The sequence below is a fragment of the Cupriavidus sp. WS genome, from assembly GCF_000395345.1.
Taxonomy (GTDB): domain Bacteria; phylum Pseudomonadota; class Gammaproteobacteria; order Burkholderiales; family Burkholderiaceae; genus Cupriavidus; species Cupriavidus basilensis_B.
The window spans coordinates 1-26878 of sequence record NZ_AQPL01000078.1; the positions used below are offsets into that span (position 1 = coordinate 1).

General features: G+C 70.8%; 27 protein-coding genes. 17 read left to right on the forward strand and 10 right to left on the reverse strand.

Annotated features, from left to right (window positions below):
• From K206_RS0108095 to K206_RS0108135, 9 genes are all read left to right on the forward strand, one after another.
• Positions 1 to 352 (forward strand): LysR substrate-binding domain-containing protein (locus K206_RS0108095; RefSeq protein WP_020201911.1); only part of this gene is annotated, 352 nt, incomplete at its 5' end.
• A gap of 190 nt (positions 353 to 542) precedes the next feature.
• Positions 543 to 1625: an ABC transporter substrate-binding protein gene (locus tag K206_RS0108100; RefSeq protein ID WP_020201912.1), complete on the forward strand. Its 1083-nt coding sequence runs from the start codon at positions 543 to 545 to the stop codon at positions 1623 to 1625.
• Positions 1626 to 1638: 13 nt separating this feature from the next.
• Positions 1639 to 2592 carry an ABC transporter ATP-binding protein gene (locus K206_RS0108105; protein WP_020201913.1) on the forward strand — a complete coding sequence of 318 codons (954 nt, stop codon included), beginning with the start codon at positions 1639 to 1641 and terminating at the stop codon, positions 2590 to 2592.
• Between the two features lie 71 nt (positions 2593 to 2663).
• Entirely contained in the window at positions 2664 to 3437 is a 774-nt protein-coding gene (locus K206_RS0108110) for an ABC transporter permease (RefSeq protein ID WP_155888001.1), read from the forward strand.
• 91 nt (positions 3438 to 3528) lie between these two features.
• On the forward strand, positions 3529 to 4416 hold the full coding sequence (locus tag K206_RS0108115; RefSeq protein ID WP_043365855.1) for a transporter substrate-binding domain-containing protein: 888 nt from the start codon (positions 3529 to 3531) through the stop codon (positions 4414 to 4416).
• 149 nt (positions 4417 to 4565) lie between these two features.
• The gene (locus tag K206_RS0108120) at positions 4566 to 5816 is read left to right on the forward strand and encodes a SpoIIE family protein phosphatase (RefSeq protein WP_029043365.1); all 1251 of its coding nucleotides are present in this window, start codon (positions 4566 to 4568) and stop codon (positions 5814 to 5816) included.
• A gap of 43 nt (positions 5817 to 5859) precedes the next feature.
• Positions 5860 to 6429, forward strand: coding sequence for a SiaB family protein kinase (locus K206_RS0108125; protein ID WP_020201916.1), 570 nt, complete (start codon positions 5860 to 5862; stop codon positions 6427 to 6429).
• A gap of 22 nt (positions 6430 to 6451) precedes the next feature.
• A complete protein-coding gene (locus K206_RS0108130) occupies positions 6452 to 6841 on the forward strand; it encodes a DUF1987 domain-containing protein (RefSeq protein ID WP_020201917.1) in 390 nt (129 codons plus the stop codon).
• An 18-nt stretch (positions 6842 to 6859) separates the two neighbouring features.
• Positions 6860 to 7591 carry a GGDEF domain-containing protein gene (locus tag K206_RS0108135; protein ID WP_020201918.1) on the forward strand — a complete coding sequence of 244 codons (732 nt, stop codon included), beginning with the start codon at positions 6860 to 6862 and terminating at the stop codon, positions 7589 to 7591.
• Positions 7592 to 7687: 96 nt separating this feature from the next.
• Here K206_RS0108135 and K206_RS0108140 read toward each other — a convergent pair whose 3' ends face one another.
• Both K206_RS0108140 and K206_RS0108145 read right to left on the reverse strand, forming a co-directional pair.
• Positions 7688 to 8044 (reverse strand): RidA family protein, encoded by a 357-nt coding sequence (locus tag K206_RS0108140; protein ID WP_029043366.1) that lies wholly within the window; start codon positions 8042 to 8044, stop codon positions 7688 to 7690.
• A 31-nt stretch (positions 8045 to 8075) separates the two neighbouring features.
• Positions 8076 to 9029: an ornithine cyclodeaminase family protein gene (locus tag K206_RS0108145; protein WP_020201920.1), complete on the reverse strand. Its 954-nt coding sequence runs from the start codon at positions 9027 to 9029 to the stop codon at positions 8076 to 8078.
• A 219-nt stretch (positions 9030 to 9248) separates the two neighbouring features.
• Between K206_RS0108145 and leuC the strand changes: the two genes are divergently transcribed.
• From leuC to K206_RS0108175, 6 genes are all read left to right on the forward strand, one after another.
• Positions 9249 to 10685 carry a 3-isopropylmalate dehydratase large subunit gene (gene leuC, locus K206_RS0108150; RefSeq protein ID WP_020201921.1) on the forward strand — a complete coding sequence of 479 codons (1437 nt, stop codon included), beginning with the start codon at positions 9249 to 9251 and terminating at the stop codon, positions 10683 to 10685.
• Positions 10672 to 11268 carry a 3-isopropylmalate dehydratase small subunit gene (leuD, locus tag K206_RS0108155; protein WP_020201922.1) on the forward strand — a complete coding sequence of 199 codons (597 nt, stop codon included), beginning with the start codon at positions 10672 to 10674 and terminating at the stop codon, positions 11266 to 11268. Before leuC ends, leuD begins: the two co-directional genes overlap by 14 nt.
• 29 nt (positions 11269 to 11297) lie before the next feature.
• Positions 11298 to 12368 carry a 3-isopropylmalate dehydrogenase gene (gene leuB / locus K206_RS0108160; protein WP_029043367.1) on the forward strand — a complete coding sequence of 357 codons (1071 nt, stop codon included), beginning with the start codon at positions 11298 to 11300 and terminating at the stop codon, positions 12366 to 12368.
• 91 nt (positions 12369 to 12459) lie between these two features.
• Entirely contained in the window at positions 12460 to 13599 is a 1140-nt protein-coding gene (locus K206_RS0108165; protein ID WP_155888002.1) for a putative 2-aminoethylphosphonate ABC transporter substrate-binding protein, read from the forward strand.
• 13 nt (positions 13600 to 13612) lie between these two features.
• Positions 13613 to 14710, forward strand: coding sequence for a putative 2-aminoethylphosphonate ABC transporter ATP-binding protein (locus tag K206_RS0108170; protein WP_043365862.1), 1098 nt, complete (start codon positions 13613 to 13615; stop codon positions 14708 to 14710).
• Positions 14707 to 16434, forward strand: a complete 1728-nt coding sequence (locus K206_RS0108175) for a putative 2-aminoethylphosphonate ABC transporter permease subunit (protein ID WP_020201926.1) — start codon at positions 14707 to 14709, stop codon at positions 16432 to 16434. The genes K206_RS0108170 and K206_RS0108175 overlap by 4 nt, the downstream gene beginning before the upstream one ends.
• A gap of 27 nt (positions 16435 to 16461) precedes the next feature.
• Here K206_RS0108175 and K206_RS0108180 read toward each other — a convergent pair whose 3' ends face one another.
• Entirely contained in the window at positions 16462 to 17451 is a 990-nt protein-coding gene (locus tag K206_RS0108180) for a LysR family transcriptional regulator (protein WP_020201927.1), read from the reverse strand.
• Between the two features lie 320 nt (positions 17452 to 17771).
• Between K206_RS0108180 and K206_RS0108185 the strand changes: the two genes are divergently transcribed.
• Positions 17772 to 18797, forward strand: coding sequence for a tripartite tricarboxylate transporter substrate binding protein (locus K206_RS0108185; RefSeq protein ID WP_020201928.1), 1026 nt, complete (start codon positions 17772 to 17774; stop codon positions 18795 to 18797).
• A 30-nt stretch (positions 18798 to 18827) separates the two neighbouring features.
• On the opposite strand, the gene K206_RS0108190 is transcribed toward K206_RS0108185, so the two are convergent.
• Positions 18828 to 19787: an ABC transporter substrate-binding protein gene (locus K206_RS0108190; RefSeq protein ID WP_029043371.1), complete on the reverse strand. Its 960-nt coding sequence runs from the start codon at positions 19785 to 19787 to the stop codon at positions 18828 to 18830.
• 62 nt (positions 19788 to 19849) lie between these two features.
• The gene (locus tag K206_RS0108195; RefSeq protein WP_020201930.1) at positions 19850 to 20935 is read right to left on the reverse strand and encodes an LLM class flavin-dependent oxidoreductase; all 1086 of its coding nucleotides are present in this window, start codon (positions 20933 to 20935) and stop codon (positions 19850 to 19852) included.
• 310 nt (positions 20936 to 21245) lie between these two features.
• Here K206_RS0108195 and K206_RS0108200 point away from each other — a divergent pair, with 310 nt between their 5' ends.
• Positions 21246 to 21470 (forward strand): hypothetical protein, encoded by a 225-nt coding sequence (locus tag K206_RS0108200; protein WP_020201931.1) that lies wholly within the window; start codon positions 21246 to 21248, stop codon positions 21468 to 21470.
• An 81-nt stretch (positions 21471 to 21551) separates the two neighbouring features.
• On the opposite strand, the gene K206_RS0108205 is transcribed toward K206_RS0108200, so the two are convergent.
• The 5 genes from K206_RS0108205 to epsC form a co-directional block, all read right to left on the reverse strand.
• On the reverse strand, positions 21552 to 22322 hold the full coding sequence (locus K206_RS0108205) for a ferredoxin--NADP reductase (protein ID WP_020201932.1): 771 nt from the start codon (positions 22320 to 22322) through the stop codon (positions 21552 to 21554).
• A 261-nt stretch (positions 22323 to 22583) separates the two neighbouring features.
• Complete coding sequence (locus K206_RS0108210) at positions 22584 to 24458, reverse strand: family 2A encapsulin nanocompartment cargo protein cysteine desulfurase (protein WP_029043372.1); 1875 nt, start codon at positions 24456 to 24458, stop codon at positions 22584 to 22586.
• A complete protein-coding gene (locus tag K206_RS0108215; RefSeq protein WP_020201934.1) occupies positions 24433 to 25365 on the reverse strand; it encodes a family 2A encapsulin nanocompartment shell protein in 933 nt (310 codons plus the stop codon). The genes K206_RS0108210 and K206_RS0108215 overlap by 26 nt, the downstream gene beginning before the upstream one ends.
• 174 nt (positions 25366 to 25539) lie before the next feature.
• Positions 25540 to 25791: a helix-turn-helix domain-containing protein gene (locus tag K206_RS0108220; RefSeq protein WP_020201935.1), complete on the reverse strand. Its 252-nt coding sequence runs from the start codon at positions 25789 to 25791 to the stop codon at positions 25540 to 25542.
• Positions 25788 to 26759 (reverse strand): serine O-acetyltransferase EpsC, encoded by a 972-nt coding sequence (epsC, locus tag K206_RS0108225; RefSeq protein ID WP_020201936.1) that lies wholly within the window; start codon positions 26757 to 26759, stop codon positions 25788 to 25790. The genes K206_RS0108220 and epsC overlap by 4 nt, the downstream gene beginning before the upstream one ends.
• Positions 26760 to 26878: the final 119 nt, after the last annotated feature.

Sequence of the window (26878 nt, forward strand, 5' to 3'; positions counted from 1 at the left end):
GCGCGCCTCGGTGCGGCCCGCCGAGCTGGCCGGGGAGCCGCTGATCGGCTACGGCGCCGACGTGCCGTTCGGGCTGCTGGTGCGCGAGATGTTCGGCGGCGAGGACGACCAGCCCGACATGCGCGTGCAGGTGGAACAGGCCCACGTGGCGCGCGCGCTGGCGCAGGCGGGCGCCGGCATCGCGCTGGTGGACGCCATGACCGTGTTCGGCCAGGACTGGCCGGGCATCGTGGCGGTGCCGGTCCGGACCAAGGTCAGCGGCTCGGTGCAGATCTTCCACGTGCAGACCGAGCCGCTGTCGCGGCTGGCGCAGGATTTCGTGGAGACGCTCAGGCGGCTGATGAAGAAGTGAGTGAAGACAAATGAGTGAGGACGCGAGGCCGGCCGCGCGCCGGCTGCATCCACCTGATATTCATAGTTGAAAGCCTTCGTTGGTGGCGCGCCCGCGCTGGCCGATACTCCGGGCTGATCCCCGTCCGCCATCGACGCGCAGGATGCATGCGCTCCCGCGCCGGCAGGACATTCCGACAGGACAACTTCGAATGCCAGCGCCCTCCTCCGCCCCCGGCTCCCGCCGCCTCGTTCTCAAGCAACTGGCCTCGCTGGCCGCCGCCGGCGGCTTCGGCTCCCTGCTGGCGGCCTGCTCGCGCGAAGGCGCGCCGCAGGCGGCCGGCGGCGCGGCAAATGGCGCGGCCGGCGGCGCGCCGGCGGTGGTGGCCAAGGTGGGCGACAAGGTGCGCTTCCGCTACCCGGACAACCCGACCTTCGACCTGGTCTACCCGGCCGAGCAGCTCGGTTATTTCGAGGGCACCAACACGCGCCCGCAGTACATCGGCAAGGTCGCCGCGCCGCAGATCATCCCGCTGACCGGCACCGGCGAGATCGACTTCGGCTCGCGCATGGTGCCGCTGGTGATTTCCGCGGTGGCCAGCGGCGCCGACATCAAGGTGGTGGCGGCCGGCAACAAGACGCTGCAGGACGCGCCGCACATGAAGTACTTCGTGCGCAAGGCCTCCGGCATCCGCCAGCCCAAGGACCTCGAAGGCAAGACCATCGGCATCAACAGCTTCGGCGCGTGCGCGGAGTTCGTCACCAAGACCTACCTGCGCCAGAAGGGCGTGGACGTCACCAAGATCAACTTCGTGGTGATCCCCGACGACCAGGCCGAGCAGACGCTGGCCACCGGCAATACCGACCTGGCCATCATCCACGCGCCGTTCTCGGGCCGCGCCGACCACGCCGACAAGCTGGTGCGCCTGTGGAGCGACTTCGACCTCGACGGCGGCCTGGGCGGCATGCAGCCGTACAGCGCGCACGGCAAGTTCATCCGCGAGCATCCCGAGTCGGTGCGCGACGTGGTGACGGCGCTGGCCAAGGCCGCCAACTGGGTCAACGCCAACCCGGAGGACGCGCGCAAGCTGGTGTCCGAGCGCATCAAGCTGCAACTCGACTACGTGGACCGCTATGCCTACGTGGACAACCTGGTGGTGACCGAGCCGCCGATCCAGTACTACATCGACGTGCTGGAAGCCGAGGGCAAGCTGGCCAAGGGCAAGGTGACGGCCGCCAGCATCTACACCAACGAGTTCAACCCGTTCGCGGCCAAGGCCCAGGCGAAAGCCTGAGAGGCAGCGCATCATGACCGACAAGATCCTCGCGCGCGGCGTGCAGATGGACTACGCCGTGCGCGGCGAGAACGGACGGCCCGAGAACGTGGCCGTGCTGCAGGACTTCAACCTCGCCATCCGCAACGGCGAGTTCCTTTCCGTGCTGGGCCCGTCCGGCTGCGGCAAGTCCACCTTCCTGAGCATCCTGGCCGGGCTGACCGAGCGCACCGGCGGCCACATCGCCATCGACGGCAAGCCGCTGGCCGGCATCAGCCGCGACCAGGGCGTGGTGTTCCAGGGCTATGCGCTGTTCCCGTGGCGCACGGTGCTGCAGAACATCGAGGTCGGGCTGGAGATCCGCGGCGTCAAGCGCGCCGAGCGGCGCCGCATCGCGCAGGAGCATCTGGAGCTGGTCGGGCTGGAAGGCTTCGGCGAGCGCTACCCGCACGAGATCTCGGGCGGCATGAAGCAGCGCGTGGCGATCGCGCGCTCGCTGGCCTACAAGCCCGAGGTGCTGCTGATGGACGAGCCGTTCGCCGCGCTCGACGCGCAGACGCGCGAGATCCTGCAGGGCGAGCTGCTGCGGATCTGGGAGCAGTACCGCAAGACCATCGTCTTCATCACGCACAGCCTGGACGAGGCCATCTTCCTGTCCGACCGCATCGCCGTGATGACGCGCCGGCCCGGCGCGGTCAAGGCCATCATCGACGTGCCGCTGCCGCGCCCGCGCCAGCCCGAGCTGCGCAACTCCGAGGCATTCGTGCGGCTGCGCCAGCAGGCCTGGGACATCCTCAAGGACGAAGTCCATTTCAGCGCCGCGGTGCCGCGCCCGCTCGGCGCCACCGCGAACCCGGGCGAGCGCGTGGCGGGCGAGCCTGCCGCGTCCCTTGCGTCCGCTACGTCCGCCGCGTCCACCACATCCGCCGCGCGCGCCGCCACCCCGGCGCCGCTGCCGGCCACCACCGAAGCCAAGGCCGTCCTGTGAGCGATCCCGCCGTCAGCACTTCCGCGGTGCGCCATCCGGCCGCCGCCATCCGCCGGCTTGCCGGCCCTTCGCTGGCCGCCCGCCTGGGCGACCGCGCGCTGGGCCTGGTCGGCATCGTCGGCTTCCTGCTGCTGTGGGAGCTGGTGCCGCGCGCCGGCATCGTCAGCGAGGCCTACCTGAGCCCGCCGTCGCAGATCCTGCCGGCCATCTGGCAGATGGCGCAGAGCGGCGAGCTGCTCAAGCACGTGGGCGCGAGCCTGCAGCGCTCGCTGTGGGGGCTGCTGCTGGCGATCGGCCTGGGCGTGGCGCTGGGCCTGCTGATGGGCTGGTTCAGCCGGCTCGAAGCCATCGTCGACCCCATCCTGCAGCTGTTCCGGCAGACCTCGGCGTTCGCGCTGTTCCCGGTCTTCATCCTGTTCCTCGGCATCGGCGAGCTGTCCAAGGTGGCGATCATCTTCTGGGCCTCGTTCTGGCCGGTGCTGCTGAGCACCATCAGCGGCGTCAAGCAGGTGGACCAGCTGCTGATCAACTCGGCGCGCTCGATGGGCGCGTCGCGCCTGTTCGTGTTCGGCAAGGTGGTGCTGCCGGCGGCGTCGCCGTCCATCTTCACCGGCATCCGCCTGGCCGGCACCTACTGCATCACGGCGCTGGTCGCCGCCGAGATGATCGGCGCGCATTCCGGGCTGGGCTTCCTGACGCTGAATTCGCAGGAGGTGTTCCAGATCCCGGCCATGTATGCCGGCATCCTGCTGCTGGCGCTGCTGGGGCTGGCGCTGAACTTCATCCTGGCCCGCATCGAGCGCCGCCTCACGCGCTGGCGCCGGGGGCTGACCCTCAATGCCTGACGTGTCTTCCACCATGCCGCCGCTCCCGCGCGCGGCGTCACGCGGCGGTCATCCGCGGCTGCCTATACTGGTTGCCGCGCTGGCCGCTGCCGTGACGGTACTGGCGCTGGCCTGGCTCGGCCTTCCCGCCGTGCTCGGCCGCCTGCCGCTGCGGCTGCCGGTGGAGAGCCTGCCCGCGCCGGCCCTCGACCTGCTGCAGCGGCTGCAGCCCGAGCCGCGCTGGGACGCGCTGCCGCAGGGCCCGGTGCTGGCCGGGGCGCGCCGCCGCGGCGTGCTGGTCGTCGGCGTGCGCGAGTACGCCCGGCCGGCGCCGCCCGGCGCGCCCAACCCGCCCGGGCCCGACGATTTCGACGCCGGCCTGGCCCGTTTCCTGGGCGAGCGCCTGCGGGTGCCGGTGAAGCTGGTCGGGCTGGACGCGGACGGCCGCGCGCACGGCGCCGGCGCGCCGGCGCCGGACCTGGTCATCGCCGGCGCCCGCCCCGGCGCCGCCGGCGAGCCGCGCGTGGCAAGCCCCTACGCGGGCGGCAGCGGCCGGCTGATCGCGCTGCGCGGCAGCCCCTACCGGCGCGCCGGGGACCTGGCGCGGCGGCCGGTGTGCGTGGCGCAGGGCAGCCCGTATGCGCGGGAACTGGCCAGCCGCTATCATGCGGCCCCGGTGGTCTATGCGTCGGCGATCCGCGCGGTCGCCGCCTTCATGGCCGGCGAATGCCAGGCGCTGGCCGAGGACAAGCTGGCGCTGGCGCGGCTGGCGGGCCTGCCGGAATGGCGCTTCTACCGGGTGCTGGACCAGGACCTGGACGGCGACGGCGGCGCGCAGATCGGCCTGCGCCAGCCCGACCCGGACTCCGCGACCTACCTGGACCGCGCGGTGCGCTACTGGGTCGGCGGCGGCGGCCTGGCGCGGGCGCGCGAGCAGCGCGCCGGCGACCTCGCCTACCAGGCCGGCGAGCTGCAAAGCGGCCTGGTCTGCCACGCCTGAGCGGCCGCGCTGCCGGCGGCGGCCGGCGCGCGCCCATGCCATTCGCGAAAGATACCCCCCTTAATCCCCTCTTTTCTTGAAACTGTCACATAGAAGACATACGCCACTTCTAAAATCAGCGACTTCGAAATAATCCGGATACCTTGGCGATGTCTGACGCTCCGGCCGATACCAGCAGGGTCGAATCCCGCGCGGCGCGTTCCCGCTTCCGCCAGCCTTGCGCGGAAGACTTGTGCGTTGCCACGCCGTCGGTGACAACGGAACAGACCAACCAGGACGTGCTGGACGTCTTCGGCAGGCACCGCGACCTCGACAGCCTGCCGGTGACCGAGGACGACCGGCCGATCGGGCTCATCAACCGCGCGATCTTCATGTCGCAGATGAGCAAGCCCTACCACCGCGAGCTGTACAACCGCAAGAGCTGCATCGCCTTCATGGACAAGGAGCCGCTGGTGGTGGACGCGGCCATGAGCATCGAGGCGCTGACCTTCAAGGCGGTGGAATACGGCGAGAAGGCGCTGGCGGACGGCTTCATCGTCGCGCGCGAGGGCCGTTTCCTCGGCCTGGGGCGCGGCCTGCAGCTGATGCGGGTGGTGGCCGACATGCAGGCCGAGAAGAACCGCCAGATCATGCACAGCATCGACTACGCCAGCATCATCCAGCGCTCGATGCTGCGGCCCTCGCGCGAGGCGATGGCCCGCACGCTCGGCGACGCCGGGCTGGTGTGGGAGCCGCGCGACGTGGTCGGCGGCGATTTCTATCACTTCGCGGCGTTCGAGGACGGCTGGTTCGCCGCGCTGGCCGACTGCACCGGGCACGGCGTGCCGGGCGCCTTCATGACGCTGATCGCCTCCTCCATCCTGACCCAGGCCATCGAGCAGCGCGGCCCGCGCGACCCCGGCGCGCTGCTCATGGCGCTCAACCGCGGCATCAAGCAGATGCTCGGCCAGGAAGAGCGCTACGGCGACACCGCGGAATCCAACGACGGCCTGGACGCGGCCTTCTTCTGGTTCGACAACGCCAGCCGGCACCTGTCCTTCGCCGGGGCAAAGAGCGCGCTGTTCGTGCTGCACCCCGGCGACGAGGACGGCGAGATGGTGGAAGGCGAGCGCATGGGCGCCGGCTACCTCGACACGGGCATGGATTTCGCTTGGCGGAACCGCGTGGTGCCGACCGTGCCCGGCAGCGTGGTGTTCGTCACCACCGACGGGCTGGTCGACCAGATCGGCGGCCCCAAGGAGATCGCCTTCGGCAAGCGGCGCATCCGCGAAGCGGTGCGCGCCAGCCGGCATGAGCCGGCCGCGCGCATCAATCAGGCCGTGCTGGAGCAATACAGCGCCTGGCAAGGGCAGCAGAACCGCCGGGACGACCTGACCTTCTTCTGCTTTCGCGTTCAGTAAGCGGGCAGCAAGTCCTGACAACAACGCCAACGACACCACGCCGATGAACGGTACTTCGATTGACAACGAATATGGGGCCTTCTTCAAAATGGCCCGGGAACGCAACGTGATCTTCTACTACGTCGGCTATTTTTCCCAGAACATCATCGCCGCCATGTCGGACGCGGTGCGGCTGCAGCTCGCCGTCAGCGGCGTGGACAACTCGACGCGGCGCAAGCTGTTTTCCTCGTTCGTGGAAATGGCGCAGAATATCGTCCATTACTCCTCGGACGCGCTGACGCCGCCCACCCAGGACACCGACCAGCTCCGCCACGGCTCCGTATGCATCAGCATGATCGACGACCGCTACCGCCTGATGTGCTCCAACCCCGTGGCGATCTCGCGCGTGGCGCAGCTGCGCGCCGCGCTCGAACCGCTGCGCACGATGACGCTGGACCAGATCAAGCAGGCCTACCGGGAGACCATGCGGTCGGAGTCGCCCGAGGGCAGCAAGGGTGCCGGCCTGGGCTTCCTGACCGTGGCGCGCGACGCCAGCGCTCCCCTGGAGTTCAACTTCCAGCCGATCGATGCGGACCCGGCGTCGACCATGTTCCACCTGGTCGCCACGATCTGAGCAGGACGAGAAAAACAACGTCATGGAAAACCTGTTCATCGCCGCAACCCCGTCCTCGCCCGAGGTGAATTTCGACTTCGCGCAGCATACGCTGTCGCTCAGGGGCGAGTCCTACCCCGAGAACGCCGCCGTGTTCTACGGCGACGTGATCGTGCGCATGCGCAAGTACCTGGCCGCGTGCGAAGACACCGAGGTCACCGTCCACGTGGCGCTGACCTACTTCAACAGCTCCAGCACCAAGGTGCTGTTCAGCATGTTCGATGCCATGAACGACGCCGCCGAGAAAGGCAACCGCGTGATCGTGAACTGGTACCACGACGTCGACGACGACACCATCCTGGAATTCGGGCAGGAGCTGCACGCCGACTTCCCGGCCATCGAGTTCATCGACCACGCCACCACCGCCACCTGAACCGCGCCGATCCGCCGAATGTCCGAGCCCGATCTTTTCGAGTTGGAGAACAGCGCCGTGGCCGGGGCCCGCGCGGTCTTCTGCAATCCGGATGCCGGCGCGCAGGCGTATCGCCGCACGCTCGGCGAGCTGATCGGCCACTACGAGCGGCTGATGCGCGAGACGCGGCGCCTGATCCGGCGCAGCGACCGCGAAGAGCTGGAAATGAACCGGCTCAACCAGCGCCTGCAGGAACTGGCGCGCGAGCTCGAGTTCCGCGCCACGCGCGACACTCTGACCGGCGCGCTCAACCGCGGCGCGGTGATCGAGCAGGCCGGCCTGATCCTGGCCGGCGGCAGCCTGGCGCTGATCGTGCTGGACATCGACCACTTCAAGCGCGTCAACGACACGCTGGGCCACCCGGTGGGCGACGCGGTGATCCGCGGCGTCACCGAATGCCTGACGCAGACCGTGCTGGACGCCGGCATGGTCGGCCGCGTGGGCGGCGAGGAATTCGCCGCGCTGCTGCCGGCGCGCCCGCTCGGCGCCGCGATGGAACTGGCCAACCGCATCCGCGTGCGCATCGCCGACCACACCTTCTCCGAGGCGCCCGACCTGCAGGTGACGGCGAGCTTCGGCGTGAGCTGGAACCCGCGCGGCACCAGCTTCGAATACGCCTACGGGCGCGCCGACGAGGCCCTCTACGAGGCCAAGCGCAGCGGCCGCAACCGGGTGGTCAGCGCCCAGGCGTCCGAGGCGGCGCTGCCTTAAGCGCTGCCGCGGGGGCTGCCGCAGGCACCACCTTCAAGCGCCACCCTCAAGCGCCACTCGGGCGCTGCCCGATGGCCGGGCGCGCGCCCCGCCGCGTCAGCCGAGCGCCGCCGTGACGATGAATTCCACCAGCACCCTGGGGTCCGCCATCTCCGCCTGGCAGGTGGCCCGCGCCGGCGCGTGGCCGGCCGGCACCCACGCTTCCCACACCGCGTTCATCGCGGCGAAATCGCGCGGCAGGTCCTTCAGCCAGATCTGCGCCGTCAGCAGGCTGGACTTGTCGCTGCCGGCCAGCGCCAGCACGCGCTCGATCTCCGCCAGCGCCTCGGCGGACTGGGCGGCGATGTCGCCGTCGAGGTCGGCGGCGATCGCGCCGGCCAGGTAGACGGTATCGCCGTGCACCACCGCGTGGGACATCCGGGCGCTGGTTTCGAACCGTTGAATGCGAGTCATGCGTTTTGCTCCGTGGTTGGTATCAGTGACATTATCCGCGCGGCGCCGCGCTCAGCTGCTGGTAGGCCAGCCGCGCGGCGGCCAGGTCCTCCAGCGCCGTCCCGACGGCCTTGAACACCGTGCGCTCGCGCGCCGCGCCGCGTCCGGCGGCGGTGCCGCGGGCCAGGCCCGCGAGGTCGCCGCGGATCGCTTCCGGCGCGAGGCAGCCCGCCGCGAAGGCGTTGATCAGGTCGCCGGACTTCGCCGTTGCCTCCGCCGTGTCGACCCATACGCCCGCGCCGGCGAAGCAGGCCGGCTCGGCCTCGGTCATGCGCGGCGTGAAGCTGCCGATCAGGTCCAGGTGGCTGCCCGGCGCCAGCCAGTCCGCGCGGATCAGCGGCGCGGTGGCCAGCGTGGCGCAGCTGACGATGTCCGCGGCGCGCGCGGCCGGCTCTAGGTCAGCGGCCGCCACGGCCGGATAGCCCTGTTCGCGCAGGCCGTGCGCGCAGCGCTGCGCGGCCTCGGCATCGACGTCCCACACCGCGATGCGCTCCAGCGGGCGCACGCAGGCCATCGCGGGCGCCACCAGGCTGCCCACGCGGCCGGCGCCGACCACCAGCAGCGCCTGCGCGTCGGGCCGCGCGAGGAAGTCGGCGCCGAGCGCCGCCGCCGCCGCGGTGCGCCGCGAGGTGATCTCGTTGCCGTCGAACATGGCCAGCGGCACGCCGGTGCGCGCGTCGTAGAGCATGTACGTCGAGTGCAGGCCCGGCAGGCCGCGCGCGGCGTTGCCCTCGTAGATGTTGACGATCTTGACGCCGTAGAAGCCTTCGGCGTCCCACGCCGGCATCAGCAGCGAGATGCCGGCATCGGGCGCGCCGGCCTCGCCGATGGCGTGCGTGTGCCGCAGCGGCACCGTGGCGCCGGCGACGAATGCCTCGCGCAGGGCCCGGATCAGCAGCGGAAACGGTAGCAGGGATTTGAGCAGGGCGGCATCGGGTTGCAGCAACGGGGACTCCTGGCGGCGAGGGGTGAAAGCAGGGGATGAAAGCCGGGGCGAGGCGCTGCGCGCGCCCCACGCCGGACCGGGACTCATCGTAATCACCGCCGCGCCGGCCTGCCATCGTCATTCGCGTTGGCAGCCTCGCGAATCGGCAATATACGAAGCCGGAGCCGCTATGCATGATGCTGGCCATACACATGTCCCACGAGCCCTCCGATTCGCCCCATGCCGCTCCCCTCCCCTGCCGCGCAGCCGCTGTCGCTGTTCGAGAAGATCTGGCAAGCCCATGTGGTCCTCGAGCAGGCGTCCGGCCAGACCCTGCTCTATGTCGACCGCCACTATCTCAGCGACGACCTGCCCGCCGAGTCGTACCACACGCTGAGCCGGCGCGGCATCCCGATCCGCCGGCCGGCGGCCACCGTCGCCATCCCGGACCACTACGCGCCGTCGCACAGCACCCGGCTCGCCGACGTCATCGATGACGACCGCCGCGACATGGTGGCGGGGCTGGCGGCGCAGGCCGCGCGCAACGGCATCGTCCACTTCGGCCTCGGCGACCGGCGCCAGGGCATCATCCACGTGGTGGGCCCCGAGCAGGGCATGACGCTGCCGGGCATGACCGTGGTCTGCGGCGACAGCCATACCTCCACCCACGGCGCGTTCGGCGCGTTCGGCTTCGGCATCGGCGCCAGCGAGGTCAGCCACGTGCTGGCCACGCAGACGCTGTGGCAGGCCAGGCCGAAGACGCTGCTGGCGCGCTTCACCGGCATGCCCGCGCCGGGCGTGACCGCCAAGGACCTGGCGCTCGCGTTCATCCGCCAGGTCGGCGTGGGCGGCGCGGCCGGGCACGTCGTCGAGTATGGCGGCGCGGCGGTCGAGGCGCTGTCGGTCGAGGGCCGCATGACGCTGTGCAACCTCTCGATCGAGGCCGGCGCGCGCGCCGGCATGGTCGCGCCCGACGCCACCACCCTCGCCTATCTGCGCGGCCGGCCCTTCGCCCCCGCGGGCGCCGAGTGGGCGGCCCGCAGCGCGGCCTGGCTGGCGCTGCGCGGCGACCCCGGCGCGGTCTTCGACCGCACCGTGACGATCGCCGCCGACGCCATCGTGCCCCTGGTGTCCTGGGGCACCGACCCGTCGCAGTGCTGCGGCATCGACGAGCGCATTCCCGAGCTCGCGCAGATCGCCGACGCGGACCGCCGCGCCGCGGTGGACCGCGCGCTGGCCTACATGGGGCTGGAAGCCGGCAGCGCCCTGCTCGGGCTGCCGGTCGACCGGGTCTTCATCGGCTCGTGCACCAACGGCCGCATCGAGGACATCCGGCTCGCGGCCAGCGTCGTCCGCGGGCGCCGCGCGAAGGTGCCGGCGCTGGTGGTGCCCGGCTCCGGCCTCGTCAAGGCGCAGGCGGAGGCCGAGGGCCTGGACCGCGTGTTCACCGCGGCCGGCATGCAGTGGGGCACGCCGGGCTGCTCGATGTGCCTCGGCGTGAACGGCGACATCGGCCGCCCGGGCGAGCGCTGCGTCTCCACCACCAACCGCAACTTCGTCGGCAGGCAGGGGCCGGGCGTGCGCACCCATCTGGTCAATCCCGGCATGGCCGCCGCCGCGGCCGTGCACGGCTGCCTGGCCGACTATCGCGAGGAGCTGATCCATGCAGCCGTTTGAGCACGTCCACGGCATCGCCGCGCCGATGCGCGAGGCCGACATCAACACCGACCAGATCGTGCCGGGCCGCTTCATGCACAAGGTGCGCGAAGACTACGGCCGCTACTGCTTCCACGACCTGCGCTTCGATCCGCAGGGCCGGCCGCGCGCCGGCTTCGTGCTCAACCAGCCCGCGTTCGCCGGCGCCTCGGTGCTGGTGGCCGGCGCCAACTTCGGCTGCGGCTCGTCGCGCGAGCATGCGGTGTTCACGCTGGCCGACTATGGCTTCCGCGCCATCCTGGCACCGGGCTTCGGCGACATCTTCTTCAACAACTGCTTCCAGAACGGCGTGCTGCCGGTGGTGTTGCCGGCGGACTTCGTCGAGCACCTGTTCGCGTGCATCGAGGCCATCCCGCGCGCGCGCATCGCCGTGGACCTGCCGCGCCAGCAGGTGACGGCGCCCGACGGCCGCGCGTGCGGCTTCGAGATCGACGCCTTCCGCAAGCACTGCCTGCTCGAAGGCCTCGACGACATCGACGTGACGCTGTCGATGGCCGGCGCGATCGACCGCTTCGAGCAGACCCGGCAGACCCGCTTTCCCTGACCTCCCAAATCCACAGCGAGCCTTTTGACATGAAAATTGCAGTACTTGGCGGCGACGGCATCGGACCCGAAGTGACCGCGCAGGCGGTGAAGGTCCTGCGCGCGCTGGCATCCCGCGGCCTTTCCTTCGAACTGACCGAATGCCTGGTCGGCGGCGCGGCGTACGACCAGACCGGGCATCCGCTGCCCGCGCAGACGCTGGCGGCGGTGCAGCGCGCCGACGCGGTGCTGTTCGGCGCCGAAGGCGGCTTCCAGTACGAGACGCTGCCGCGCGGCTTGCGCCCCGGCGACGCGCTGCTGACGCTGCGCAAGGCGCTGGACCTGTTCGCCAACTACCGGCCCGTGGTGGCCTTCCGCGAGCTGGCGGGCGCGTCGTCGTTCAAGCGCGAGGTCGTCGAGGGCCTCGACCTGCTGATCGTGCGCGAGCTGACCTCCGACCTGTATTTCGGCGAGCCGCGCGGCATCGTGACGGAAAACGGCCGCCGCGTGGGCATCAACACCATGCGCTACACCGAGGACGAGATCGCGCGCGTGGTGCGCGCGGGCTTCGAGGCGGCGCGCCGGCGGCAGCGCAAACTGTGCTCGGTGGACAAGGCCAACGTGCTGGAAAGCATGGAGCTGTGGCGCGCGGTGACGGAAGAGGTGGCGCGCGACTACCCGGACGTCGCGCTGACGCATCTCTACGTGGACGCGGCGGCGATGGCGCTGGCGCGCAACCCGGGCCAGTTCGACGTGATCGTCACCGGCAACCTGTTCGGCGACATCCTGTCCGACGAGGCCTCGATGCTGACGGGCTCGATCGGCATGCTGCCGTCGGCCTCGGTCAACGCGCAGGGCAAGGGCCTGTACGAGCCCGTGCACGGCTGCGCGCCCGACATCGCGGGCAAGGACATCGCCAACCCGCTCGGCTCGATCCTGTCGGCCGCCATGATGCTGCGCGACAGCGCCGGCCAGCCCGAAGCCGCCGCGCGCGTGGAAGACGCGGTGCGGCGGGTGCTGGCCGACGGCCTGCGCACCGCCGACATCCACGAGCCCGGCTGCACGCTGGCCGGCACCGCGGCGATGGGAGACGCCGTGGTGGCCGCGCTGCTCGACCACTGACACGGCCAACGACGCCGGCGGCCCGCCCGGCCGCGACCACGATCCCTTCCTGCCAACGCCGTACAAAACCAGAGGATCCACTGCCATGCACATGCTGACCCCGACCCCCGAACGGCGCCCCGCGCGCCCGGCCTTGCGCTTGACTGCGCGCTTGGCTTCGCACCTCACGCCGCGCTTCAAGTCGCGACTGGCCTCGCGCCTGCTGCTGGCCGCCTCGGTCCTCGCCGCCGCCGCGGGCGCCGCCCACGCGCCGGCCGCACTGGCCCAGGCCAGGACCACGCTGACCGTGTACACGACGCTGGAAAAAGAGCAGCTCGCGCCCTACAAGGCCGCCTTCGAGAAGGCGCACCCCGAGATCCAGATCGCGTGGCTGCGCGACAGCCCCGGCATCATCCTCGCGCGCCTGATCGCGGAGAAGGACGCGCCCAAGGCGGACCTGCTGTGGGGCGTGCCATCGATGCACATCCTGGCGCTGAACAAGCTCGGCCTGATCCAGCCCTACGAGCCCAAGGGCTACGCGCAGCTCAAGCCGCGCTTTCGCGACACCGCCAACAAGCCGCCCGTCTACACCGGCAACGAGGCGTGGATGACCATGATCTGCTTCAACACCGTGGAGGCCAAAAAGCGCAACCTGCCGGCCCCGGTCACGTGGTCGGACCTGGCCAAGCCGATCTACCGCGGCCAGATCACCATGCCGAACCCGGTCTCGAGCCAGACCGGCTATCTCGGCGTCAACCACTGGGTGCAGAGCATGGGCGAGGACGCGGCGTGGAAGTACATGGACGGCCTGCACGCCAACATCGCGCTCTACACGCACAGCGGCTCCAAGCCGTGCAAGCTGGCGGCCACGGGCGAATACGTGATCGGCATCTCGACCGACATCACCGCGCCGCAGCTCAAGAGCAAGGGCGCGCCGATCGACATCATCGTACCGGCGGACAAGCTCGGCTGGGACATCGAGTCGACCGCCATCATGAAGGGCACGCCCAGGCTGGCGGCGGCCAAGGTGGTGGCGGACTGGATGACCACCCGGGAGGCCAACGAGCAGTTCAACAAGTTCATGGCCGTGGTCTCGCACCCGGACGTGCGCCAGGTGCCGCCCAACTATCCGCCGAACGCCGAGGCGATGATGGCCGACGACAACGTCGCCAGGGCCGTGGAGAACCAGACCCGGCTGACCAACGAATGGACCCGGCGCTACGACGGCAAGTCCGAGCCGAAGCCCAACTGAAGCGGAGCGCATCATGAACCCAGCCTCCGCCGGACCGATGCTCTCGCTGGAGCGCATCGCCAAGCGCTTCGGCAGGACCGACGTCCTGCACGACATCAACCTGGCCGTCGCCGAAGGCGAGTTTCTCTGCTTCCTCGGGCCGTCCGGCTGCGGCAAGTCCACCCTGCTGCGCATCATCGCCGGGCTGGAGGCGCACAGCGGCGGGCGGCTGTTCAAGCGCGGCGTGGACATCTCGCGCCTGCCGGCCGCCGCGCGCGACGTCGGCATCCTGTTCCAGTCCTACGCGCTGTTCCCGAACCTGACGGTGGCCGAGAACGTCGCCTACGGCCTGGTCAACCGGCGCATGGCGCGCGCCGACATCGCGCGGCGCGTGGAGGAGCTGCTGGCGCTGGTCGGCCTGCCCGGCATCGGCGGCAAGCATCCGGGCCAGCTGTCGGGCGGTCAGCAGCAGCGCATCGCGCTGGCGCGGGCGCTGGCGCCTTCGCCGGGCATCCTGCTGCTCGACGAGCTGCTGTCCGCGCTCGACGCCAAGGTGCGGGTGCACCTGCGCCAGCAGATCAAGCAGCTGCAGGCCGCGCTGCGCCTGACCACCATCATGGTCACGCACGACCAGGAAGAGGCGCTGACGATGGCCGACCGCATCGTGGTCATGAACCACGGCGCGATCGAGCAGATCGGCACCCCGGCGGAAATCTACCGCCACCCGGCCTCGCGCTTCGTCGCGGATTTCGTCGGCAAGATGAACTTCCTGCCGGCGCGGCGTACCGGCGACGCGCAGGCGCTGGCCGGGCAGACCGTACTGCGCCTGCCGCCGCGGCCGGGCGCGCGCGAGGGCGAGCCGGTCACGCTCGGCTTCCGCCCCGAGGAGGTGTGTTTCCGCGGCCTCGGCGAGGACGCGCCCAACAGTTGCGGCGCGCGCGTCGCGCAGGTCGAGTTCCTCGGCGCGACGTGGCGCGCCACGCTGGCGTGCCCGCAGCTCGGCGACGTGCCGGTGATGGCCGATTTCTCCAGCGACGACGCCCGCACGCTGGGCCTGCACGCCGGCCAGCACCTGCGCGTGGCGATCCGGCCCGAGCACCTGCACCTGTTTCCCGCGGGAGAGCCGGCATGACGTTCGCCTCACGACTCGACGGCGCGGCCCCGGCCGCGCGCGCCCGGCCGCGCCCGCGCGGCCTCCCGGAGCGGGCCGTCGCCGGGCTGCTGCTGGCGCTGCTGTGCGCGGTCGCGCTGGTGCTGATCGGCATGCCGCTCTACGCGGTGTTGTCGAAAAGCCTGCAGGATGCCGCCGGCCGCTTCGCCGGGCTGGCGAACTTTGCCGCCTACGTCTCCAACCCGGGGCTGGTGGCCTCGCTCGGCAACACGCTGATCGTGTGCGCGCTGACCACCGCCATCACGCTGCCGCTCGCGTTCCTGTACGCGCTGGCGCTGGTGCGCAGCCGGCTGCCGTGCAAGGCGCTGTTCAAGGGCATCTCGCTGCTGCCGCTGCTGGCGCCGTCGCTGCTGCCGGCGATCGCGCTGACCTACATGTTCGGCAACCAGGGCTATCTCAAGTCCTGGCTGGGCGGCCATCCGGTGTACGGGCTCATCGGCATCGTCGCCGCGCAGGTGTTCTACTGCTTCCCGCACGCGGTGCTGATCCTCGCCACCGCGCTGGGCCTGTCCGACGCGCGCATGTACGAGGTCGCGCGCTCGCTGAACACCCGGCCGCTGCGCGCGTTCCTCACCATCACGCTGCCGTCGGCGCGCTACGGCCTGATCAGCGCGGCGTTCGTCATCGTGACGCTCTCGGTCACGGACTTCGGCATCGCCAAGGTCATCGGCGGGCAGTTCAACGTGCTGGCGATCGACATCTACAAGCAGATCATCGGGCAGCAGAACTTCCAGATGGGCGCGGTGGTGGGCGTGGTGCTGCTGGTGCCGGCCGTGCTCTCGTTCGTGATCGACGCCGTCGTGCGCCGCCGCCAGCGCGCGCTGCTGAACGCGCGCTCGGTGCTGTACCGGCCCGAGGCGCGCCCGCTGTTCGACGGCGTCATGGGCGCGTTCGCGGTGGTGGTGGCGCTGGCGATCCTGTCCATCGTCGGCACCGCGGTGTTCGCCTCGCTGGTCAAGCTCTGGCCCTACGACCTGAGCCTGGCGCTGGGCAGCTACGATTTCGCCGCCTACGACAGCCTGGGCTGGGGCGCCTACTACAACAGCCTGGCGGTCGCGGCCTGGACCGCGGCGGCGGGCACGGTGCTGGCCTTCGGCGGCGCGTACCTGGTCGGCAAGATCAAGGCCTTCCGCGCGCTGCGCCAGCTGCTGCATTTCCTGGCGATGCTGCCGCTGGCGGTGCCCGGGCTGGTGCTGGGGCTGGGCTTCGTGTTCTTCTTCAACGACCCCGCCAATCCGCTGTCGGCCATCAAGAGCAGCCTGTGGCTCATGACGATGTGCTGCGTGGCCCATTACTACACGGTGCCGCATCTCACCGCGCTGACCGCGCTGCAGCAGATCGACGGCGAGTTCGAGGCGGCCTCGGCCTCGCTCGGCGTGCCGTTCTGGACCACCTTCCGCCGCGTCACGGTGCCGATCTGCCTGCCCGCCATCCTCGACATCGCCACCTATTTCTTCGTCAATGCCATGACGACGGTGGCGGCGGTGATCTTCCTCTACGAGCCGCTCAGCATGGTCGCCTCGGTGGCGGCGGTGGCGATGGACGATACCGGCGACACCGCGGCGGCATGCGCGATGGCGGTGATGGTGCTGCTGACCTCGGCGCTGGTCAAGTTCGCGCAGTCGATGCTGGCGATGCTGCTGGGGCGCCGCGCCCAGGCCTGGCGCCACGCGGGCCGGGACTGACGCGCGGCGCGCCGGCCTTGCGGCGGATCAGGTGCCGCCGGTCAGGTGCTGGAACATCAGCCGCGTCGCCACCGGCTGCTGTTCCAGGTCGCGCACGCACACCTTGTAGTGCCGGTCCACCCAGTTCTCCAGCAGGCCGAGCGCGACCACGCCGGCCTGCGGCGACAGCCGCACCGCGTAGCTGTGCGGCACGATGCCGACGCCGAGCCCCGCCTGCACCATGCGGCACACCGCGTCGTAGCCCTCCACGCGCACGTGCGTGCGCGGGGTGATGCCGAGCTCGGCCGCCTGGCGCAGCAGCAGCGCCTGCAGCGCGCTGGTGGCCTCCTGCTCGACCATCTCGTGGTCGAGCACGTCGACGTAGCGCACCGCCTCGTGCGCGGCCAGCGGATGGCCGGCCGGGACCACGGCGACGAGCCGGTCCGAATAGCACGGCACCACCTTGAGATGCGGCGCCGGCACGTCGCCCCAGAAGATCCCGATGTCCGTCGCGCCGTCCGTGACGGCCTGCACCGACGCCGCGCTGGTGGCCGCGGCCAGGTCGATGCGGATCTCCGGATACAGCCCGGTGAAGGTCTTCAGCGCGTCGGGGAAATAACCGAACAGCGCCGACTCGCTCGCCAGCATGCGCACGTTGCCGCGCACGCCGTCGGCGTAGTCGAACATCTCGCTCTCGAGCTCGGCGAGATTGCGCAGCATGGTGCGCGCGTGGTTGAGCATGGCCAGCCCCGCCACGGTCGGCTCCACGCCCTTGCGATGGCGGATGAGCAGCTGCGTCTGCGTGGCATGCTCCAGGTCGGCGATGCGCTTGCTGACGGCCGAGGGCGCGATGAATTCCCGCTCGGCGGCGCGGTTGATGCTCTGCTCCTCGACGATCGCCACGAACAGCTTCAGCGTGACGAGGTCGAGGCGCGACACCAGACCGCCGTGATGCCGGCCGCGCGCGGCCGGCCGGCATTGGCCCGGCGGCCTGGCGGCATCGGTCTGGGTATGGGTGGGCTTGACTGGCAGGTTCATGTTGGGCGAACACGGAGCAAGGTCCGTGCCCGGGCTCCGTGGGAGGTGACGCCGTGCGAATGGCTGCACGATCCGACGATGTGCGGGCCGCCGTCAATCCGGGTTCCTACCAAGCGCCACAGGACACGCCAACAGGCACGTCATCGAGCGCGCCACCGCGCGCGTCACCATTGCGGTGCACTCGCGGTTGACGATGCCACGCTCGCGAAACACGTATTTGCGCCGGCCACCGATGCGACGATCATTGATCACCGACCGCGCGCCACGGAGCGCGCGGCGCGCATCGTCCCGTCATGTCCTCTGCCATAGGAGCCAAGCCAATGCACCACGCCGTGTCCGAATCCTGCCCCACCCGCCTCGCCCGCAGGCGGCGAGCGCTGCGCCGCATCGGCGCGGGCGCGCTGCTGGCCGCGGGGCTGGGCGCGGCGCCCGCCGGCACGGCATGGGCACAGAGCGACAACACCGGGCCGCTGCGCCTGATCGTGGCCTATCCGCCCGGCGGCTCGGCCGACATCCTCGCGCGCATGCTGGGGCAGAAGCTCGGCCAGATCCTGAACCGCACCATCGTCGTCGACAACCGCGCCGGCGCCGGCGGCATGATCGGCCTCAACGCGGCGGCGCAGGCCGCGCCCGACGGCAACACGATCTACCTGTGCGCGCTGACCACGCAGATCATCGGCACGCTGCTCAACAAGAACGCGCGCTACGACGTGGTGCGCGACCTCGAGCCGGTCGCGCTGATGGCGAGCGCCCCGCACGTGCTGGTGGTGCACCCGTCGGTGCCGGCCAGGGACTTCAAGGAATTCGCCGCGTGGCTGAACAGCCGCAGCGGCAAGGTGGACTATGCCTCGGGCTTCGGCACGCTGTCGCACCTCGAAGGCATCCTGCTCGGGCAGAAGCTCAACGTGAAGCTCAACAACATCCCCTACAAGGGTTCGTCGCAGGCGGTCACGGACCTGCTCTCGGGCACGGTGTCGTTCATGTTCGACAGCATTCCGTCGTCGCTGCCGCTCATCAACAGCGGCAAGGTGCGCGCGATGGCGGTGGCGTCGACGCAGCGCATGCCCGCGCTGGAACAGCTGCCGACGCTGGTCGAGGCCGGCATCCCGGGCTACGACGTCAACAACTGGTTCGGCCTGTTCGCGCCGAAGGGCACCGCGAAGCCGATGATCGACACGGTCGACCGCGCCGTCGCCGAGGTGCTGAAGGACAAGGACTTCACCGCGAAGATGGCGCAGAACGGCTACACGCCGAAGTACGGCTCGAGCGCGGAGCTGGCGCGCGTGGGCGCCAGCGACGTGAAGCGCTGGGGCGGCGTCATCCGCGCGGCCAACCTGTCCTTGTGACCAGGCCCCGCCCCGCGCCGCCTACGCCGCCTACGCCGCCAGCGGGAAGCCCGTGTCGAACGTGGTGCGCACGTCCAGCCGCTGCTTGAGCAGGCCGGCCTTGAGATAGAAGTCGGCGGTGCGCTGCTGCTCGGCGATCAGCGCGGCGTCGATGTTGCGCCACTGCGTGCGGCGCCGCTCGAACTGCAGCCGCGCGGCCTCGGGCGGGATGCCGATGATGCGCGCCAGCGCCGCGGAATAGCTGTCCACGTGCTGGTACGACCATACCTGCGCGCGCGCCGCGCGCTGCAGGAAGTCGCGCAGCACCTCGCGCTTGGTGGCCAGCGCGCTGTCGGTGGCGGCCAGGTAGCTCAGGCCCGACCACAGGCCGCGGCCGCTGACCAGCACGCGCGCGTGGCCGCTGGTCTCGGCCAGCGCCGTGTAGGGTTCCCAGGTCGCCCAGGCGTCGATCGAGCCGTTGACCAGCGCGAGCTTGGCGTCGGCCGGCGGCAGGAAGCGGATGTTGGCGTCCTCGGGCTTCAGCCCGGCCGACTCCAGCGCCTTGAGCGTGACGAAGTGGCCGATGGAGCCGCGGTTGGTGCCGATGTTCTTGCCGCGCAGGTCGGCCGCGCTTTTCCACGGCGAATCCGCGCGCACCAGCACCGCGGTGCCGAACGGGTCCGAGCGGTTGGCGCCGATGATCTTGATGGGCGTGCCGGCGGCCAGCGCGAAGATGGCCGGCGCGTCGCCGATCGGGCCGGAGTCCACCGCGCCCGCGTTGAGCGCCTCGGCCAGCGGCGCGGCGGCCGGGAACTCGGTCCACTGGATGTCGTAGGACAGGTTCTTGAGCTCGCCGGCGTTCTCCAGCAGGGCGCGCAGCCCGCCCTTCTGGTCGCCGGCCTTGAGCACCGGGCGCGCCTGCGCGCGCGCCGCGAACGGCAGCGCGCCGCTGGCCGCCGCCGCGCCCGCGGCCACGCCGTAGCGCAGGAATCGCCGCCTGGATGCCGTCATGTCCTGCTTCGCCGTCTCCGTCTGCCGTGCCATCTGCTGTGCCATCCTCCGCGTCATCGTGTTCATGCCGCCTTGCGGCCGGCTTCGCGCTGCGCCACCAGTGCGCGCACGCGCGGGATCAGTTCGCGGCCGTAGTCCACCGCGTCTTCCAGCGGATCGAAGCCGCGGATCAGGAAGGTGGTGACGCCGAGGTCGTAGTAGTCCAGCAGCGCGTCGGCCACCTGCTCCGGCGTGCCGACCAGCGCGGTGGAGTTGGAGCGCGCGCCGGTCAGCTTCGCGATCTCGGTCCACAGGCGCTTGTCCACGCGCGCGCCCTGGTCGGCCGCGGCCAGCAGACGGCGCGCGCCTTCGCTCTGCTGCGGGCCGCCCGGCGCCAGGCCGGCCACCTCGCGCAGGTGGCGCGTCCGCGCCAGGATGCGCTCGGCGCGCGCCCAGGCCTGCGCCTCGGTGGCCGCCAGGATCGGGCGGAACGACACCGAGAAGCGCACCTGCCGCCCGTTCTTCGCCGCCTCGGCGCGCACGCGCGCGGTGAGCTCGCGCACCTGGTCGAGCGATTCGCCCCACAGCGCGTACACGTCGGCATGGCGCCCGGCGACCTCGATGGCGACCTGCGACGCGCCGCCGAAGAAGACCGGCACGTGCGGGCGCTGGGCCGGCTTGACCTCGGAGAAGCCCTGCGTGAAGCGGTAGTACTTGCCCTCGTGGTCGAACGGCTTGTCCTCGGTCCAGATGCGCCGCAGGATGCCGAGGTACTCGTCGGTGCGCGCGTAGCGCTCGTCGTGGTTGAGGAAATCGCCGTCGCGCTGCTGCTCCGCATCCGAGCCGCCCGAGATGAAGTGCACGCCGAGCCGGCCGCCGCTGAACTGGTCGAGCGTGGCGATCTGCCGCGCGGCCAGCGTCGGCGCGGTGAAGCCGGGGCGGTGCGCCAGCATGAAATGCACGCGCTCGGTCACGGCCGCCGCGTAGGAGATGGCGAGCGTGGCCGAGGGGCCGGTGGAATGGTGCGGCACCAGCACGCGGTCGAAGCCGCCCTGCTCGTGCGCCTGCGCGAACGCGCGCACGTAATCGCGATCCACCGCCGGCCCGCTGGCCGGATGGATCTCCGACTGCTTCTGGGTCTGGATCATGCCAATGATTTCCACGCTCATCGAAGACTCCCCTGTTACTGGTTTGCGGATGCGGCGGCGGCGCGCAACGCGCCCGCGCCGCGCGGACAAGCCATGAACATACGCCGCGCGGGCGCGGTTCTTAACGAATAAGAACGACGGTGAATATGCGGTTCACGCCGTGGCGGCCGATGGCGCCGGCCGCCCGCCGGCCGCACCCCTGGCCGCATCCCTGGCCGCACCCCTGGCCGCATATCCACAAGCGGTTTTCTTCTTTGCGCGCCCGCGCGCCCGCGCGTTAGCCTGCGCGGGCGCGGGGCATGGCGGCCCCGCCGGCACGGCGGGAGTCACGATGGAACGAGTCAGGGAGCCGGCGCGCGCGCGGGCGGACCGGCAGGCCGGGACGCGGCGCGGCGAATGGCATGAAGGATGGCGCGGACGCGCGGGCGCCGCCGCCACGGTGGCGGGGCTGGGCCTGGCGCTGGGAACGGAGACGGGCTGGCTGCAACTGGCGGGTGTCTTCCTGACCACCCTGGGCGTGCATTTCTGGGTGATGTCCCGCCAGCAGGGCGGCTAGGGCCGCCGGCAGGAACGCGCCGCGAACGGGCGAGTCAGGCTGGCAAGCGGCGGCGGCACCGCGCCGCCGCCGGCGCGAGCCTCAGTCGACGAAGGCCTTTTCCAGCACAAAGTGGCCGGGATGGCTCATGTTGCCTTCGGTGAACTGGCGCTCGATCAGGATGTTGCGCACGTCCTTGAGCATGTCGGGGCTGCCGCACAGCATGATGCGGTCGTTCTCGAGCGAGAACGGGGGCACGTCCAGGCGCTCGAACAGCTCGCCGGAGGCGATCAGGTCGGTGATGCGGCCCTTGTTGTCGAACTCTTCGCGCGTCACGGTGGGGAAATACACCAGTTTCTCGCGCACCAGCTCGCCCAGGTACTCGTGCTGGGGCAGGTGTTCCTGGATCAGCTCGCGGTAGGCCAGTTCCTCGACGAAGCGGCAGGTATGGGTCAGCACGATCTTGTCGTAGCGGTCATACACTTCCGGGTCGCGGATGATCGACAGGAACGGCGCCAGGCCGGTGCCGGTGGCCAGCAGCCACAGGGTCTTGCCGGGCAGCAGGTTGTCGACCAGCAGCGTGCCGGTGGGCTTCTTGCCGACGAAGATCTGGTCGCCTTCGCGCAGGTGCTGCAGGCGGGAGGTCAGCGGGCCGTCGGGCACCTTGATGCTGAAGAACTCCAGCGTTTCCTCGTAGTTGGCGCTGGCGATGCTGTAGGCGCGCAGCAGCGGGCGGCCGTTGACTTCCAGGCCGACCATCGCGAACTGGCCGTTCTCGAAGCGGAAACCGGGGTCGCGGGTGCAGGTGAAACTAAAGAGCGTGTCGGTCCAGTGATGGACGGAAAGGATGCTTTGCTGGTTCAGATTGCTCATGAAAAAAGCGCTGGAAAGCGCTGTATTGCGCCGGCGTCGGGGGGCCTGGTGCCAGTGGCGGGCGGGAAGCGTGCCGGTTGCGTTCAACAAGGCGGCTCCGGTCCGAAGGCAGGAAGGCGCGCCGATTCAAGGTGAGAAGATAGCGGATTTTAGGAGAAAACGCAGGCCGCGTGCCAATTCATGCCCGATGTCATGGTTTTATGCGGGTTTCGCGGCCGTTGTGCCTGCGTTTTCAGCGGCTGGTCTCCACTTGCGCCGGCTTCAGCGCCGCCCGGACAGGCGCCTGACCACCGAAATCAGCCGGTCGACCTCCTCCGTGGTGTTGTAGAAGGCCAGCGAAGGCCGCACCGTGGCTTCCAGCCCGAAGCGCCGCAGGATCGGCTGCGCGCAGTGATGCCCGGAGCGCACCGCGATGCCTTCCTCGTTGAGTGCCTGCCCCACCTCTTCGGTCTCGTAGCCCTTGAGCACGAACGACAGCACGCTGGCCTTGTCGCGCGCCGTGCCCACCAGCCGCACGCCCGGAATGGGCTGCAGCAGATGGGTGGCGTACTCCAGCAGGTCGTGCTCGTAGCGGGCGATGTTCTCGATGCCGACCCGCTCCACGTAGTCCAGCGCGGCGCCCAGCCCCACCGCGTCGGCGATGTTGCCGGTGCCGGCCTCGAAGCGGTTGGGCGGCGGCTGGAACACCGTGCGCTCGAAGGTCACGTCGGCAATCATGTTGCCGCCGCCCTGCCAGGGCGGCATGTCCTCGAGCAGCGCGCGCTTGCCGTAGACCACGCCGATGCCGGTCGGGCCGAACACCTTGTGGCCCGAGAACACGAAGAAATCGGCGTCGATGGCCTGCACGTCCACGCGCATGTGCGAGACCGACTGCGCGCCGTCGACCAGCGCGCAGGCGCCGGCGCGGTGCGCCATCTCGACGATCTCCGCGACCGGCACCACGGTGCCGAGCGCGTTCGAGACCTGCGTCACCGAGACGATGCGGGTGCGGTCGTTGAGCAGCTTGCGGTATTCGTCCAGCAGCACCTGGCCCGAATCGTCCACCGGGATCACCCGCAGCCGCGCGCCGGTCTGCGCGGCAAGCTGCTGCCACGGCACGATGTTGGCGTGGTGCTCCAGGTGCGAGACGACGATCTCGTCGCCCTCGCCCACGTGCTTCGCGCCCCAGGTCTTGGCGATCAGGTTGATGGCCTCGGTGGTGCCGCGCACGAAGACGATCTCCTCCGGCGAGGCCGCGCCGATGAAGCGCTGCACCTTGCTGCGCGCGGCCTCGTAGGCGTCGGTGGCGCGCCCGGCCAGCGCATGCGCGGCGCGGTGGATGTTGGAGTTCTCGTGCGCGTAGAAGTACGCGAGGCGGTCGATCACCGACTGCGGCTTGTGGGTGGTGGCGGCGTTGTCGAACCACACCAGCTGGCGGCCGTTGACGCGCTCCTGCAGGATCGGGAAGTCGCGGCGGATGGCGTTGACGTCGAACGGCACGCGCGCCGAGGACGCGGCCCACGGCAGCGCTTCCTTGCCGGCGCGGTCCTGTCCGTAGCCCTGCGCGCCCGGCCCCTGCCGCGGCAGGTGCAGCGAGAGCGGATCGCCGAACGTGGCGATCTCGCGCAGCTCCGCCGCGCCGCCGTGCGGGGCGCGGCCCGCGCCTTCGAGGAAGTAGTAGGCGGGCGCGGCCGAAGCATGGGGCGACGGCGCGGCCGCGTGCGGCACGCCCAGCGCCTGGCCGCCGAAGCGGCTTTCCAGCGCGGGCGCCACCGTCACCACCGTGTCCGGCAGGCCGTTCTGCGCCGCCGCGGTGGGCGCCAGGGACGGCGCGCGGTTGGGCAGCGACAGCACGTGCGTGGGCGCGGCCGGCAGCAGGTTGGCGCCCGGCACGTGGCCTTGCGGGATGGCCGCGCCGGGCACGCCGGTGCCGGTGCCGCCGGGGCCGGCCACGGGCGAGCCCGGCGGCGCGGGGTTGTTCACCAGCGGCGGCGACTGCACGGCGGCCGGCGAGGTGCCCGGCAGCGCCGAGAAGAACGCGCCCGCCAGCCGCGCCAGCGCGGCGGGATCGGGCAGGCCCGGCGGCACCGACGGCGCGCCCGGCAGGCCCGCGGGAGAACCCGCCGCCGGATTACTTGTAGGTGTCAGGGTAGTCATGGTACTTGCCGATCTCCACGTCATCGAGAACCGCCAGCGCGTCCGGCGAATGCACCGCCAGCGAGCAGTACAGCGAGATCAGGTACGAGGCGATCGCCTGGTCATTGATGCCCATGAAGCGCACCGACAGGCCCGGCCCCTGCTCGCCGGCCACGCCGGGCTGGTACAGGCCGACCACGCCCTGGCGCTTGTCGCCCACGCGCAGCAGCAGGATCTTGCTCTTGCCGTCGGCCACCGGCACCTTGTCCGACGGGATCAGCGGGATGCCGCGCCAGGTGATGAACTGCGAGCCGAACAGGCTCACGGTCGGCGGCGGCACGCCGCGGCGCGTGCACTCGCGCCCGAACGCGGCGATCGCCAGCGGATGGGTGAGGAAGAAGGCCGGCTCCTTCCACACCTTGGCGAGCAGCTCGTCGAGGTCGTCCGGCGTGGGCGCGCCGGTCAGCGGGAACACGCGCTGCTCCTCGGCCACGTTGGCCAGCAGGCCATAGTCCGGGTTGTTGATCAGCTCGCCTTCCTGGTGCTCCTTGATGGTCTCGATGGTCAGGCGCAACTGTTCCTTGATCTGGTCGTGCGGGCTGCTGTAGAGATCCGACACCCGGGTATGCACGTCCAGCACGGTGCTCACCGCGTTGAGGAAATACTCGCGCGGATGCTCGTCGTAGTTGACGAAGGTGCGCGGCAGCTTGCCCTCGTCGTCGCGCTGGGTGCAGGCCACCTTGACCGACTCGGGGTCCAGCACCTGGTTCAGGCGGTAGATGCCGGCTTCCACCGGCACCCACTGCAGGAAGTGCGTCAGCCAGCGCGGCGTGATGGTCGCAAGCTGGGGGATGGTCTTGGTGGCATTGGCTAGTTGCCGTGCTGCGTTATCGCCGAGCGCCGTGTGGCTGCTCCCGTGTACCGACATGTGCTGCTCCGTGGCTGATGGACAAAAGTGGGTGGGGGCTTATGACAAAAACGAGAATGCTTATTACCGCAGCGATTATCTGGAGCCGGCACGGGCCGTTCAACATGCTATAGACGGCAATCCGCCAACGGCCATCGCGGGCCGCGCGGCGGCGGCTTTCGCGGCGGCGCGCGCTCAGCGCCCGGCCGCCGCCGTGCCGGACTGCGCGGCGGCGCCGGGCGGGCGCAGCAGCCAGGAGATCGGCACGCCCAGCGCCGCGGCCAGCTTCTCCACGGTGACGATGGAAGCGACGGCGCTGCCGCGCTCGATCTCGCCGATGTAGGAGCGGTTCAGGCCCGCATGCTCGGCCAGTTCCTCCTGCGACCACGCATGCGCCTCGCGCAACTGGCGCACCGCCGTGCCCAGGCTCCGCACCAGGTCCGTCATGGCAGGCTGCCCTCGGCGGCAAGCGGCGCGCCGCCGCGCGCGCTCTCGCCGTGCGCGCCGCCGCTGCGGGCCGTCTCGTTGCGGGACACGGCCTGCGTCACGTGCGCGCCCGCCGGCACGTCCTGCGTGACCCAGACGTTGCCGCCGATCACCGCGCCGCGCCCCAGCGTGACGCGCCCGAGGATGGTGGCGCCGGCATAGATGACCACGTCGTCCTCGACGATGGGATGGCGCAGCAGGCCCTTCTCGAGCTTGCCGGTGGCGTCGCGCGGAAAGCGCTTGGCGCCGAGCGTGACCGCCTGGTACAGGCGCACGCGCTCGCCGATGATGGTGGTCTCGCCCACCACCACGCCGGTGCCGTGGTCGATGAAGAAACCGCCGCCGATCCGCGCGCCGGGATGGATGTCGATGCCGGTCTCGGCATGCGCCAGCTCGGCCACGATGCGGGCCAGCAGCGGCAGCCCCAGCCCGTACAGCGCATGGGCGATGCGGTGGTGGATCATGGCGAGGATGCCGGGATAGCACAGCAGCACCTCGTCCACGCTGCCGGCGGCGGGGTCGCCGTGGAAGGCGGCCAGCACGTCGCTGTCGAGCAGCTCGCGGATGCGCGGCAGGCGGTCCGCGAACTCGCGCACCGCGGCCAGCGCCCGCGCCCGCTCGCCGGCCTCGTCGCGCTCGCCGTGGCGCGCGGCGTAGTGCAGCTCGAGCCGGGCCTGGGCCAGCAGGCCGTGCAGCGCGGCGTCGAGCGAGTGCGCCACGTACAGGTTCTCGCTTTCCTGGCGCAGATCCGGCGGCCCCAGCCGCATCGGGAACAGCACGCCCTTGAGCGCGGCCACCACCTGCGCCAGCGCATCGCGCGAAGGCAGGTCGCGCCCGCCCGGCTCCAGCAGCCGCTGCTGGCCCTCGCGCCAATGCTGGCGCACCTGCTGCAAGGCGAGCACGATCCCGCCGATCTCGAAGTCAGCCACTGTGATGCTCCCCGTTCTGCGTTGTGTTGTTGTGTCGCTCTGGCGCTCTAACGCTCCGGCGCTCTGTCGCTGCACCGCCGTCCCGCGCGGCGTGGCCGGGCATGCCCGGCCCCTGCCCG

Bases quoted from the DNA above. Each gene is read 5' to 3' on its own strand.
- K206_RS0108100 (WP_020201912.1), top strand. From the start codon at position 543: ATGCCAGCGCCCTCCTCCGCCCCCGGCTCCCGCCGCCTCGTTCTCAAG.
- K206_RS0108105 (WP_020201913.1), top strand. From the start codon at position 1,639: ATGACCGACAAGATCCTCGCGCGCGGCGTGCAGATGGACTACGCCGTG.
- K206_RS0108120 (WP_029043365.1), top strand. From the start codon at position 4,566: ATGTCTGACGCTCCGGCCGATACCAGCAGGGTCGAATCCCGCGCGGCG.
- K206_RS0108125 (WP_020201916.1), top strand. From the start codon at position 5,860: ATGAACGGTACTTCGATTGACAACGAATATGGGGCCTTCTTCAAAATG.
- K206_RS0108130 (WP_020201917.1), top strand. From the start codon at position 6,452: ATGGAAAACCTGTTCATCGCCGCAACCCCGTCCTCGCCCGAGGTGAAT.
- K206_RS0108135 (WP_020201918.1), top strand. From the start codon at position 6,860: ATGTCCGAGCCCGATCTTTTCGAGTTGGAGAACAGCGCCGTGGCCGGG.
- K206_RS0108140 (WP_029043366.1), bottom strand. From the start codon at position 8,044: ATGACTCGCATTCAACGGTTCGAAACCAGCGCCCGGATGTCCCACGCG.
- leuC (WP_020201921.1), top strand. From the start codon at position 9,249: ATGCCGCTCCCCTCCCCTGCCGCGCAGCCGCTGTCGCTGTTCGAGAAG.
- leuD (WP_020201922.1), top strand. From the start codon at position 10,672: ATGCAGCCGTTTGAGCACGTCCACGGCATCGCCGCGCCGATGCGCGAG.
- leuB (WP_029043367.1), top strand. From the start codon at position 11,298: ATGAAAATTGCAGTACTTGGCGGCGACGGCATCGGACCCGAAGTGACC.
- K206_RS0108165 (WP_155888002.1), top strand. From the start codon at position 12,460: ATGCTGACCCCGACCCCCGAACGGCGCCCCGCGCGCCCGGCCTTGCGC.
- K206_RS0108170 (WP_043365862.1), top strand. From the start codon at position 13,613: ATGAACCCAGCCTCCGCCGGACCGATGCTCTCGCTGGAGCGCATCGCC.
- K206_RS0108175 (WP_020201926.1), top strand. From the start codon at position 14,707: ATGACGTTCGCCTCACGACTCGACGGCGCGGCCCCGGCCGCGCGCGCC.
- K206_RS0108180 (WP_020201927.1), bottom strand. From the start codon at position 17,451: ATGAACCTGCCAGTCAAGCCCACCCATACCCAGACCGATGCCGCCAGG.
- K206_RS0108185 (WP_020201928.1), top strand. From the start codon at position 17,772: ATGCACCACGCCGTGTCCGAATCCTGCCCCACCCGCCTCGCCCGCAGG.
- K206_RS0108190 (WP_029043371.1), bottom strand. From the start codon at position 19,787: ATGACGGCATCCAGGCGGCGATTCCTGCGCTACGGCGTGGCCGCGGGC.
- K206_RS0108195 (WP_020201930.1), bottom strand. From the start codon at position 20,935: ATGAGCGTGGAAATCATTGGCATGATCCAGACCCAGAAGCAGTCGGAG.
- K206_RS0108200 (WP_020201931.1), top strand. From the start codon at position 21,246: ATGGAACGAGTCAGGGAGCCGGCGCGCGCGCGGGCGGACCGGCAGGCC.
- K206_RS0108205 (WP_020201932.1), bottom strand. From the start codon at position 22,322: ATGAGCAATCTGAACCAGCAAAGCATCCTTTCCGTCCATCACTGGACC.
- K206_RS0108210 (WP_029043372.1), bottom strand. From the start codon at position 24,458: ATGACTACCCTGACACCTACAAGTAATCCGGCGGCGGGTTCTCCCGCG.
- K206_RS0108215 (WP_020201934.1), bottom strand. From the start codon at position 25,365: ATGTCGGTACACGGGAGCAGCCACACGGCGCTCGGCGATAACGCAGCA.
- K206_RS0108220 (WP_020201935.1), bottom strand. From the start codon at position 25,791: ATGACGGACCTGGTGCGGAGCCTGGGCACGGCGGTGCGCCAGTTGCGC.